The following is a 13,023-nucleotide window of genomic DNA, read 5'->3' on the forward strand; positions in this document are numbered from 1 at the left end:
GATTCGAGCCTGGATCGATTCCTGGCTCAACCCAAATGGGAAATATCGGTTTATAGTAGTGAGATCTTCAGTGTTCGTAATAAGCAGTGTGCAAAAAACGCATCTCGCGCGCGACGCGTAAAAACGCATAATGGGATTCGGTCTGAAGGTGTCAAGATGGAATTTTCTGCACCTGAAAACCTGGAGGAATGCCGATTTCGAAAGACTTGAATTTGTCAAGAGATTTTAATTTTGGGCGAATTCCTTATACGATGTGCAAATGGAATTAACGGTAGTGAGGTTAATCTATTCGATCAACGCTGATTAATGACTCTGAATATACTGCACCAGATCTTGGATTTGCTGCTCGCTGAAATCTTTCAGAATTTTTTCGGGCATCAGGGAGGTGGGTGCTTCTTTGAGCAGTTCGATGTCATCACGTTCCAGGATGATGCGATTGTTTTTGGCGTCGAGGAGGGTGATGGTTTTTGCATTCGAATCAGCCATTAAGCCGGTCAAAACACGGCCTTTGGCGGTCACTACGACATGTGTAATGTACTGCTGGCGAATCATCGCGGAGGGATCGATAATGTTGGACATCAGGATGGTCAGGTTTTTACGATCGGCTCCGGTTAAGTCGGGACCAATCTGATTTCCTTTGCCGTGGAGTTTGTGACAGGTGGCACAATGTTTCTCAAAGATTGGTTTTCCGCGCGTGGCGTCGCCGGTGTTATTCGCAAGTAACTTCAGCATGGCTGCTATGCGCTGGCGTTTTTCCTTAGCTGTTGCAGGCGCGATTTTACCCCAATGTTTTGTAATCAATGCGATCGCCTGTTTGTCCTGATGTAATAGAATCTGTCTCAATTGATCGACTGTGATTGCCGTTGGTGGAATTGATTTTTTATCTACCGAATTGAGTAAGGCAACCGACCAATCTGCACGGCTCGCTAACAGGTCGATGGCTGCGGGCTTGAGCGTGGGTTGTAACTTCGCATAGATGCTGAGAACATCGTTTGCAATTTCCGGTTGGTCAAAGCGTTGTAATACCGAGAGTGTGGCAATCTGAACGGCCTTGGGTTTCTGCTGCTTTAACAGATTCAAGAACACGGGAACGCATTCGCTGCTGCCGGACTGACCGGCTGTTTCAATTAAAGCGATGCGATTGGCGGTGGCCTGTTTTGAATCAGTGGATGCACTTTTTTCATTGATCATCGTCAAGGCGGTCTGCAGGGCTTCACGGCTTCCCATACGCACAGCCAGTTTGATAATGGATGGTTCGCTGCCCCGTTGCTTTACCAGTAAAGCGAGCGGTTTTGCCAGCGGTGGCGGAACCGTTTTTAAGCTTCGACCGGCGAACGCCTGATTGATTCCGGAGAGTACCAGATCGACATCACTTGATGTGGGAGCCAACTTCATCAGTTGGGCACAGGCTGTGAAACCCTGTTCGCTTTCTTCAGCCGCATAACGTCGGGCCAATCGTTCGATGATTTGCTGCTTTATCATTGGTAGTTGCCATGCAGATGGATTTTTAACCAACTCCAATACTTGATCCTGATGCGAAACGGCTTTGTCTTCAATGGCCCACCAGATGAGTAACGGCAGGAAGGGGTCGGTCAGATCTGTGTGATGCTGCAAGAGTTCGTTTGCAATGTGGAGTGCCTGTCTGCCCGGCAGGCGTTTGGCCGTAGAGGCTAACTGGCTGCGGACGATCGTACTTGTATCGCTGCGTGCGAGCAGTTCGAAGACTGACCCAAAGAGGATTTCGTTTTTCGCTGTGTCTTCAGTGATAAATTTCGTTTTATGAATTTGATCTCCGAGCAAGCGGACGGTCCATGCGCGGACGTATTCGTGTGGACTGTTCAATAGTTTGAGAGCAACAACATCGTTCACTCCTCCGCTGACATAGAGCCCCCATAAGGCCTGCAACGCGAGATGCTGGTTATCGCTGGAGAGAGCGATTTTTTCCAGTCGAGGCAGGATCGATTGATCCCGACGTTCTGCCAGTATGCGGCGTGCCTGCCGCGCGTACCAGATGTTGCCCTTGGATTCTGAAGCATGTTGAATCATTAAATCGACTAATTTGTCGCTGGATAACTTGCTCAGATTAAATGCATCGCTGCGAATCGGTTTGACTGTGGAGGGAGCGACGCGCCAGATGCGGCCATCTTCCCTATGTGGAATATACCATTTCTTAGCATCGCCTTCTTTAGTCGAATGGGCGATGAAGTTATCGTACCAGTCAGCAACATAGAGAGCACCGTCCGGACCCACGGTGGAATCAACGGGGCGAAACCAGAGATCTTTCGTGGTGATGAAGTCGCCGGCTGCTCGGGTTGCGAAAGTGGAGCCGCGCGTTTCGACCGTGTTCCAGCGCATGGCGCTGTGTCGAATATTGGGGGCGATGCATTGGTTGTTAAAACGTTTGGGAAATACCCCGCCCTGATAAAGTACGAAGCCACCGGTCAAACTGTCTCCTGCATAGCCGTGATGTTTCACCGGTTGAAAGTATCCGTAAGTATGCGGATTGTGGAGCGGCCCATGTTTTCCAAAACCTTTGACATAATAGGCTCCCTGCACATGATGGCACATCGGTTCGACGGTGTTGCCGGCGGCGAACAGATTTCCCAAACGGTCAAAGTCGATGCCCCAGGAATTGCCGCCCCCTTCGGCGAATAATTCGAACTTTTTTGTAAGCGGATGATAGCGCCAGGCTCCCTGTTGGAAACCGATGCCTCGAATGTTAGCGGTTACGGTACTACCCTGCACTCCATACAACCAGCCATCTGGTCCCCATGTTAATGAGTTTGCGAAGGCGTGCGCGTCTTCCATTCCAAAGCCGGTGAGTAAGACTTCGGGATCGGAATCGGGAACGTCATCCTGGTTGCGATCAGGATAGAACAGCAAGTAAGGAGGTTGAGCCACAAACAGACCGCCGTGCCCGATGGCGAATCCTGAAGCGAGATTCAGGTCTGAGATGAAGTCCTTTGAATGATCGACTCGTCCGTCACCATCGGTATCTTCGAAAATCGTGATTCGGTCTGCCCCCTTCGGGCCTTTTGGTGGAGGGGCGGGCATTTTATCGTATTGGGTCCGCAGGTATTGGTCGACTTTGACCGCTTTCAATCCGTTCGGAATCGGATACTGTAAATATTGCAGCACCCACATTCGTCCGCGGTCGTCAAAACTAATCGATAGCGGCTGTGCTACCTGCGGTTCACTCACTGCGAGACTGATATCAAGCCCCTCGGGTAACTTAAACTTCTTGACCGTTTCAGCAGGCGGAAGTCCATCCGCGTTAGCAACACTGCAACACAGGATTGATAATCCGAACAAACCAACAATAACCGACAAGCGAAATTTATTTGCGGGCATGAAATTCTTTTTCTGGAAAACGGTTCGGGCTTGTAAAAGTCTAAAACGGCGGGAAAGAATATTATCGCCCGAGGATACCGCTGATGTCCAGTGTCAGAATTATTATTGGATTAACTCGATGGTTTAGAAGTAAGTTTTATTCCTGACAACACATCTATTATTTTGCCAAGGGTAGACGAAATGAGGCGGCTTCTTCTGAATTGCGCACGAATAATTGATCGCCGATTAAGACCGGATGATTCCAGGTTTTGCCTTCGATGGCGTGAAACTTTGCGAGTTCGGTATGGCCATTCGGATCTGCTTTGAGCAACACGACATCGCCTTGCTCGCTGATGACCAACAATTGCCCGGAGTCGCTCAATAACAGAACCTGGCCTTTTCCGTAGCGGCCCCCTTTCCATTTGCGCTTGCCATCTTTGAGATCGAAGCAGACAAAAATCGTGCTGTCAAATCCGTAGGCGTGGCCTTGATAAACCACGTAGTCGTTAAAGTCCGGTTTCAATCTTGGGGAATCCCAGACTTGCTCTGCTTCCCATTGGCCGTTCGTGTTTGTCACGTGAATTTTTTGAATGCCTTTCCCCATGCCGGATGCAATCAGGATCGAGTCATCTTCAAGTTGTTGTGGTTGTAAAGCGCGGTAGCCTTCGATCTCATTCTTGTAATTGAGTAAGACTTTTCCGTCAATTGGATTGAGCAGATTGAGCTCTTTATTGGTCAGCATGGCAATCACTTTTTGTCCGGCGATGGTCATCAACGTTGGAGAGCTATAAGAATGATCGCCGGCAGGCGCGGACCATTTTACTTCGCCTGTTTCGGTATCAAAGGCGAGAAGCCCTTTCTCTGCTTTTCCACCTGCGTGCACCACTACCAGTGAATCCACGACGAGCGGCGAAGAGCTGAAGCCCCAGCCGGGTGGTTCTCGTTCTGCGACTTCACGAAGATCCTGCTTCCAGACAATCGAACCCGTTTTGGGATCGAGCCGCAGGACGTGACCGTTGGCGCCAATGACAAACAGTTGACCTTCGCCAAGCGTCGGAGTCGCCCGGGGGCCAGGGCCTCCCAAAGGATCATAAAAGCGTGAGGTAATTTCCTGGATCCAGACTTCTCCCCCGGAATTGGCATCGTAACAGACAATCGCTTCACTCTCTCCACGTTGTTCCTGTGTGAAGAGCAGGTCACCGGCTACGACAAACGACGACCAGCCGGGTCCCACCGGGATCTTCCAAAGTGGTGTCTTCACAGTATCATCCCAGTCGGGTGAAAGAGACACGCCACTCAGGCTTCCATCACGCTGGCTACCGCGAAACGCAGGCCATTCGGGATCAAGCAGACTCTGTTCCAGTTCAGAATTAGATCGTTTCTGAAGATCAATCCTGGGCTGCCTGCTGTCATCTGCCAACATTCGGTCTTCGGCACTCGGGACCCAACGCCAAGCCAGATCCAAATTGAAGTCGCCCCACATGCCGTTGCTGCGCAGCAAGGTGGAAAAACCAAATCCGAGTACCGAACACAACACGATAATGACAGTTCTCTTCAATGAAAGCCATCTTGAAACCAGAACCGCGGAAATACCAAACAGGCCGAAACCCATTGGGGCGGTAATGAGCATGATACCCGGACCTAACATCGTGGAATCCGGCCCCATCATCGTGGGATCAAGGGATGCCACTGTTGCAGCGGCAGCAGCGATCACAATGGCAGCTCCGATCAGTTTTTCTTTCACACTGGCGCGACTGGCAAACAGCCACCATAATAGGATCAGACCACCAAGGAGAAGCGGGCCGAAGATTGTCGCCATAATTGGTAAACGGGAATCCGTTTCGATTAATTGTGGTAAGAAGCGTGTGACCAGCATACCAATCAGTAACAAAACAGGAGGCCAGATGCGTAACGGCTGCAACTTGCCGGCAGAGGTTTCTGCCTCGTCTGTATTTGATTCACCGGGTTGCTCAGCCTCTGGTTGTTTCATCTCTGGCATGTTTGATTCTCGATTTCAATGTTTTCAAATTCAATGTATTCAAAGATTCCGATGTTTTTGCAATTTGATTAGTATAAGGCATCTCTGATCAGAGGCCCATTCAGTACGCGTTCTTGCGATCATTCTAGAACGTGAGATTGATCTATCAAGATCCGCTTCGAACTGACCATCGGGCGAACCGTAAGAAGTCATCCCCATACAAATTTGCAAGCTTGAGCCGGGATGGAATTCGTTTCGGACACCTGGAATTTCCCCCTCACCATTTCTGATCATAGTGCCACATGAGAGACTGCCTGCATTCTTGCTACATTTTCAGGCACAAAATGCGGGCATTTTCAGCAAACCAGACAGATCTCATGCATGTCCTTGTTCACTACAGGAAAAATCGTGAAATTTCCGGCGATGAGAGCCATTGATAAACGGGGGTTGAAAAACATTAATAATGGCTGTAAATCAGACTATTTATCAGGTTTTTCTCACTGCACTCACACAATTTTTCGCCACGGATTTTGGAGTCGTCAGACGAAGTCATGGTTTTCAGTGAACAGCACTTTTTTGGCACATATTCTGCACAATCATCTCTCCTCCTTTGAATTTCAGGGTATTCTGAGTAATTTGGGATGAGCCGACGTTAGATCTGAATCATCAATTCAGCCTGTCTTCAAAGTCGATTCTAAAAATAACGAGTGGATTTCTCACGAGAGGACTCTTGATTTTCATTGATCAAAAGTCTGTTGCTTCGTGGAGGTATAAGAGTAACATCAGTTTTGTCAGTATTATTATCGCTCAATGAAAAGGTCAAAACAGTGAATACAGAAATTCAGCAGAGTTCATCTACAACGTATCCTGGTGCCAGCAATGGCAGCAAAGCGAACAACGGTTCCGCACGTGCCTCGGCCGTCGCGGCAGTGACCGGCTATCAATCCAGCCATCCACCCATGAATTTTCAGGAAATCCCTACAGGCGATCTCTTCAACGCCAATGTATTTTCTACGAAAGTCATGAAGAAACGATTGCCGAAAGAAATCTACAAGAGACTGATTCGGACAATTGAAGAGGGTGAAAAGCTGGATTGCTCCACGGCCGACGTTGTAGCCTCTGCTATCAAAGACTGGGCCATTGAAAAAGGGGCCACACACTATGCCCATGTTTTTTATCCATTGACCGGTTCTACAGCTGAAAAGCATGACAGCTTCCTCACACCCGATGGTGATGGTGGTGCCATTGCAGAGTTCAGCGGTTCTCAACTGATTCAGGGTGAACCCGATGGTTCCAGCTTCCCTACCGGTGGAATTCGTGCCACGTTTGAAGCACGCGGTTATACCATCTGGGATGTTACCAGCTCAGCTTATATTCTGGAAAATTCCAACGGAGTCACGCTTTGCATTCCGACGGCCTTTGTATCCTGGACGGGAGAAGCCCTCGATAAAAAAACACCCGTGCTGCGTTCCATGCAGGCGTTGAACGTTCAAGCTCAGCGAATCTTGAATTTATTTGGGCATGCAGACGGTAACCTGGTTTCGTCTACCGCTGGTCCCGAGCAAGAATACTTTCTGGTGGATCGTAATTTCTATTATGCACGTCCTGACTTGCTGAATGCGGGTCGTACGCTGTTCGGTGCAAAACCGCCTAAAGGGCAGGAATTTGATGACCATTATTTTGGTGCGATTCCTGATCGCGTGCTGGCGTTCATGTTTGAAGCAGAGCGTGAACTGTTCAAACTGGGAATCCCCATCAAAACGCGACACAACGAAGTGGCACCGGGGCAGTTTGAAATCGCGCCTCTGTTTGAATCGGCCAACATCGCGACCGACCATCAGCAGTTGCTGATGACAACACTGCGACGTACCGCTGAGAAACATGGCATGGTCTGTCTGACACACGAAAAACCATTCGCTAATTTGAATGGTTCCGGTAAGCATGTGAACTGGTCGATGGGAAGTGCCTCTCAGGGCAACCTGCTCGATCCGGGCGATACACCACATGAAAATGCCCAATTCCTGCTGTTTTGCGCTGCCGTCATTCGAGCAGTTCATAAATATCAAGGCTTACTGCGATCCGTTGTCGCGTCAGCCGGTAATGATCATCGTCTGGGAGCTAATGAAGCACCGCCGGCGATCATCTCCATCTTCCTGGGCGACCAACTCACGGACGTTTTTGAACAGATTAAAACGGGTGGCGCGAATTCTTCGATTCCAAGGGGAACACTGACGGTGGGCGCTGATGTCTTGCCACCACTTCCAAAAGATGCTGGAGACCGAAACCGGACCAGTCCGTTTGCCTTCACTGGAAATCGATTTGAATTCCGAGCCGTTGGTTCGAATCAATCGATTGCGGGACCATTGGTGGCGATGAATACCATCGTCGCTGATTCACTGGAGTTCTGTGCGACACGACTGGAAGAAGCAACCGGCGGCGATCCAGACAAACTGCACTCGGAATTGCAGAAACTGCTCACAGAAATCATGAACGAGCATGGGGCCGTAGTCTTCAATGGTGATGGTTATAGCGATGAGTGGCATGCAGAAGCAGCCAAACGCGGCCTGTTGAATCTCAAAACAACCGTTGACGCTCTGCCGGCTCTGGAAACTCCTGAAGTCAAAGAACTGTTTACCAAGTTTGAAGTTCTATCGGAACGCGAATTGGCGAGCCGTCATGAAATCTACCTTGAGCAGTATGTCATGTCGATCAGTGTCGAACTGAACTTGACGATTAAGATGGCAAAAACGATGATCTTCCCGGCTGCTATTCGATACCAAAGCGAGCTGGTTTCCAATTGTGCCAACTTGAAAATGCTGGGTTACGATTTCGACACCCTGACTCTGGACCATATGACCGAATTGGTCAAAACTCTTCAAGACAGTATTGGAGAATTAGAACTGGCGGCGACGGAATGTGAGTCGGACGATATGGTTGCTGAGGCAAGTCATTGCTGCAACGTGATCCTGCCATTGATGAATAAAGTCCGCGCTGTTGCGGATGAACTGGAAGGAATTGTGGCAGACGACCATTGGCCTCTGCCTACCTATCAGGAAATGTTGTTTATCAAGTAACAAACATGCTCAATAACTCGGGCTATAGGAATCTGAGCCGACCTGGAAACGATATCTGGGTCGGCTCTGTTCCTGTTTGATTATTGATAAAATGTATTGATCCGGTGAGGTCAATTAGATGAGTTCTATCAAAACCACTGCGGCAATGGCAGGATGTACTCATCATAAAACATTTCTGAGCGGTTCGGCGCTTTCCTTGATTGAATTACAGTTGCGAACCACAACCCTCAATCTCCAGCAACCGTTTTTTCCGCCACAATCCGCCGCCGTAACCTGTTAGTTTTCCGTCTGCACCGATGACGCGGTGGCAGGGGATGAGAATCGAGATACGGTTATCGCCGTTGGCGCGAGCGACCGCTCGCACTGCGGTTGGCTGGCCGATGCTTTTTGCCTGCTCGGCGTATGAGCGAGTTATTCCGAATGGAATGGTTCGTAATGCTGCCCAGACTTTTTGTTGAAACTCGGTTCCGGGAGTGATTAGCGGGAGATCGAAGTCGGTTCGTTTTCCTGCAAAATAATCTTCCAGCTGCTTATCTAGCTGAGCGAAGAACGGACTGTCACCCGGCAGCGTTTTGGCATTCATCCGTTTGTGCAAACGGTTAAGTTGTGTTTCCAGCATGGGACGATCTGCGAATTCGAGCAGGCAGATCCCCTGCTCTGTTGCACCTGCTAACATAGGGCCAAGCGGCGTGAGGAGGCGGGTTACAGTAATCACTTGCTGATCGCTGCTTTTTGCGGGCGCGCTACCTAGTGTTTTCTTGAAGCCATCGCCGAAGCCACTGAGTGATTCATAGCCACTCTGAAATGCGGCATCTGTCACCGGCGTTTTATGACGAATCTGCCCGAAGGCCTGATTGATCCGCCGCATGCGCAGGTATGATGTAAAGGTCATGCCATGCAATTTTTGAAACCAGCGCCGGACGCGCACTGGATCGAGACCCCTTTGTTTTAAATCTTCTGCCTGCAAACGGATGGTGGCATCCTGCTCGACTTCTTCCATCAATGGTTGCAGCCATTCGGGTGTGGCTCCCAGATCCAGCATGGGATGACAGATCTTGCAGGCCCGATAGCCATTTGCGATGGCGGTCTTTGTATCAGGGAAGTACTCGACGTTCTCGGGCTTCGGTTTGCGGGCTGAACAGGAGGGACGACAAAAGATTCCAGTGGTACGGATGGCCGCGAAAAAAACGCCCTCAAAGCTGGTATCCCTGCGGACCAGTGCTTCGTACATTGTTTCCTGGTCGGGTAATGTGGCTGTGTCATTCATTGTTGTCTCAGTTTGATTCAATTTTCAGAAGCCCGATTTCTGGAGTCGGATACCCATTTCCAAAAATCATACCAGCTTAAAATCAAGCGGCAACCGCGAAACGGACAGGGAATTTTTTTCGATAGAGCATTACTATCTGTCCTCTGCTATTGCTAGATTTGATACTTTCGACCAATTGATTGTTCCGCATAATTACGTGCTTCCTCTTGTAATTGCTCCCGTTTCGCCCTCAACCTTTTACTAGCTTCAATCATTCTCTGTCGAATCTCTACAAAAAGCTCTGATCGATCATATTCTTGCTGAAGAATCCCGTTCGTAAAAATCAGTTCAATCACAACTGTGCATTTCCATGCTGGATGAAATCCATAATGGGAATAATGATCATGAATGAATCCATCAGTAAGTAACAGACCACCAGAGTATTTCAAGTGGTAATCAAGCCTCTCATAGTGATTGTTGAACCAATCATGTTCTCCATCTGTGCCAGTGGGCGTCACCCCATTAATTTGGGGGGCCTACTTGTTTTTTGTAACCTTCCTCTTCTGTGAAGAGGCTCACATGGAGCGTATCCATGACCAAGCGTGAATCTGAAACAGCAAAGATCGCTTGATAGCCGCGCCAGCAAGCTGAACAAGTTCCTTTAGGATTCAGACCGAATAGGCTGGGTTCAAATAGTTTGCCTTCACTAATTCCTGAGAGCGAGAAATTGATTCCATTGTGCCGAAACAAGTCGTCAATTTGGGCGGTCATATATAGATACTCCTTGATGACATGAGTCTGTGTTTATCTTGTCATTCAGCTAAAAGAAGCAGTTGCCTCGTCACATGTATTTTATGGTTTCTTAATAAGTTCAATCCCACTGATGAGTGATTTTCCTTTAACCGCCTGCAGCGTGATGGTTAAGGTGCCGTCAACTTCGACGTTCTTTACCTCTCGCCTGATTCCCGTCATTGGATGCTTTGCTTCAGCGAGGATGTCGAAATCGCTGAGAACGGTCTGGCCCTGGAGATAAATCGTCTGTATTCGCTCTCCGGGTTGAATGTCGTCGACTTCAGCAAAATAGAGATTAACGGTGTAAACTCCCGGGTGGAGGTCATGCAGTGTCAGTTCCTGGAGTCCTTCCACCGTTGAGGCTGCCACCCACGGCCATGCATCGCCGGCCTGCATCCAGTTTGTGTGCCGATAGCGGTACGTTGGATTCTTCGGTTTCGTGACGACTTTAATCTTGGGAGAGGGGCCGCCGACTGAGGGATAGTCGAGCCAGAGCGTTCCTGCTCGCGTTTTTCGATCGCCGGGAGCGCCAAAGTTCAAGCCAATGCGCTCGATGGATGCGGGTTTGATTGTGTCATCGCCCCAGGCTGACCACTGTTCGTGACTTTCAGGCATGGCGACCAGCGACAGTCCCGCCGGTAACGGATAACTGCAGGTGCAGCCGTCGTAGAAATACGGAACATTTAATAATCCACCTGAGGGTATAATGCTGTTTGTGCAACCACTTCGCGGACCACTGATAAAGACAGTGCCGCTCTCCAGTGTTTTGTCGTAGTAGGAAGCGGTACCGCTTCTTAATGTATAGAACAATCCGTAATCGACTCCGCCATCACAGCCATACATTTTCGGAAATACGCGTGGTTCTTTTAAACCAGTCAGCGGGTTGATGCGTACTCCTGCCACGGGCGGATCAGGGTGCAACATTGTCTTCTGGTGTGGTGCGTGATAGTAACTTGGTTGAGGACCGGTTGGGTTTGCTGCCAATTTATTTCGTAGTGCAGTTTGTTCCGTTTCCTTCAACACGCGACCGGTGTAGATATCTGAGAGAACAAGAGGGAGTAACGGATAGTCGAGCGAATAATCGCCTCGCAGCCGAATTCCACTCCAGTCTTTTGGTCTGGAGACCATGGTTCCATCAAAGAAGTGTGGCTGTGGTGAGCGTTTGAAGTGCGAGAGTGTATCGTCAAACCAGAGTACTCCGAGTGGAAACTTTACTAGTGTGTCTTCGGCGTGTTGATAGTTTCCCCGATAGTCGGCGGTGCCCGGCAATGGACCTGTTCGACGGACAATTGCTTGCTCCTCAAACTTCGACAGTTCAAATTCCGTCAATTCAAATTCCGCCAACTCAAACTTTCCCGGTTTTAATGGTTTCAAATCATACGAAGCAGCAAGTGCGGGTTTTGCTTTAATTCCTAATACAGCAATCCCGCCAAATGGTCGGAGTGATTGCAAGAGGGTATTCCTGGATTCTATAATTCGGCCTGGCGTTTCCGAAACAATGACACTGGCAAGGTAAGGGGGCAACGCTACTTTATTCAGGGCACATTGAATCACAGCAGCCCGGGTTCCATAAAGACCTGCAAGCTGTAACTCACGACGGAGTTGATAGACTCGCTCATGATGATCATCAAAGGCAATGACGTGATAGTTTGATTCCTTTAGCAAGGATTTGACTAACGATCCCGTTTCCAGGCCGACGACAAATGCAATGCCTTCCGGTCCGGCTGATTCACGGACCAATGCTTTGGCGAATTTTGTTGACTCTGGAGATGTTGTCAGCTTCGAAATGTTTTCTTTCCAATGTTTCACCGGCGTCGACTTGCTGCCCTTCTTTTCTTCAAAGCAGTAGAGCGTTCCATTGCGTGACGAAACAAAAAGTCTTCCCTCAGCGACAATCATAGATTGAATCGTGCCTTCAACACCCTTTAATTGATCATCGAATTTCAACAACCGATCGCCTGCATGAATCTCCCGACTGATACTTTTCTTTCCCAAGCCTTCACGCACTTTGTCTTCGTGTCGTTGGCTATTAACGACTTTATCGAAGCTCAATGTTCCACGGCGAATCGCTTTCGCTGTCGCAGGATCAAGGGCGGCAAACCATCCGCCAGGAAATCCGCCGTCAGTGGGAAGCTTGAATTCAATCAACTTGCCAGTCTTACGATTTAACCGAGCCGGATATGCCGTCGAACAGGGTACAATGAGTTCGTCGTCATTGACAACTAGATAACCTTGAGGTGCCAATCCACCGATGGCTGTTGTATTGTGTGGCTGTTGACCGAACAGATATCCGAGTCGCTCGTTTCGCCAGATCAAGTTACCGGTCTCAATATCCATCGCATAGACGAACACTCCTTCGAACGGCCACACACCTGCAGCGAAATAGACTTTGCCTTCTGCGACCACCGGTCCTCCACGAACGGGCCACACAGAAATCAAACGTCGATTCCCAAGCAAACGTCGTTCGCTGGGGACTGCCCGATGTTTCCAGCGCAATTTCCCTGTCGTCAGTTCGACACAGTAGAAAAACCCATCATCGGATCCAAAACAGACCGAATTCTTCCAGACAGCGGGTGCAAAGCGGACGGGACCATTGGTGCGAT

General features: G+C 49.2%; 7 protein-coding genes. 2 read left to right on the forward strand and 5 right to left on the reverse strand.

Annotated features, from left to right (window positions below; translation table 11 throughout):
- Positions 1 to 210 (forward strand): hypothetical protein (locus Q0668_RS14625; protein ID WP_298865956.1); only part of this gene is annotated, 210 nt, incomplete at its 5' end.
- A gap of 93 nt (positions 211 to 303) precedes the next feature.
- Here the strand turns inward: Q0668_RS14625 and Q0668_RS14630 are convergent.
- Complete coding sequence (locus Q0668_RS14630; protein ID WP_298865958.1) at positions 304 to 3,351, reverse strand: PVC-type heme-binding CxxCH protein; 3,048 nt, start codon at positions 3,349 to 3,351, stop codon at positions 304 to 306.
- Between the two features lie 157 nt (positions 3,352 to 3,508).
- The gene (locus tag Q0668_RS14635; protein WP_298865960.1) at positions 3,509 to 5,329 is read right to left on the reverse strand and encodes a PQQ-binding-like beta-propeller repeat protein; all 1,821 of its coding nucleotides are present in this window, start codon (positions 5,327 to 5,329) and stop codon (positions 3,509 to 3,511) included.
- A gap of 938 nt (positions 5,330 to 6,267) precedes the next feature.
- On the opposite strand from Q0668_RS14635, the gene Q0668_RS14640 reads away from it, so the two are divergent.
- A complete protein-coding gene (locus Q0668_RS14640; protein WP_366918905.1) occupies positions 6,268 to 8,382 on the forward strand; it encodes a glutamine synthetase III in 2,115 nt (704 codons plus the stop codon).
- A 205-nt stretch (positions 8,383 to 8,587) separates the two neighbouring features.
- Here Q0668_RS14640 and Q0668_RS14645 read toward each other — a convergent pair whose 3' ends face one another.
- The 3 genes from Q0668_RS14645 to Q0668_RS14655 all read right to left on the reverse strand — a co-directional run.
- Complete coding sequence (locus Q0668_RS14645; protein WP_298865964.1) at positions 8,588 to 9,649, reverse strand: bifunctional transcriptional activator/DNA repair enzyme AdaA; 1,062 nt, start codon at positions 9,647 to 9,649, stop codon at positions 8,588 to 8,590.
- A gap of 501 nt (positions 9,650 to 10,150) precedes the next feature.
- Entirely contained in the window at positions 10,151 to 10,399 is a 249-nt protein-coding gene (locus tag Q0668_RS14650) for a hypothetical protein (RefSeq protein WP_298865966.1), read from the reverse strand.
- 81 nt (positions 10,400 to 10,480) lie between these two features.
- Positions 10,481 to 13,023: PQQ-binding-like beta-propeller repeat protein (locus tag Q0668_RS14655; protein ID WP_298865968.1), on the reverse strand; the 2,543-nt coding region annotated here is incomplete at its 5' end.

The sequence above is a fragment of the uncultured Gimesia sp. genome (genome assembly GCF_937910335.1).
Taxonomy (GTDB): Bacteria; Planctomycetota; Planctomycetia; order Planctomycetales; family Planctomycetaceae; genus Gimesia.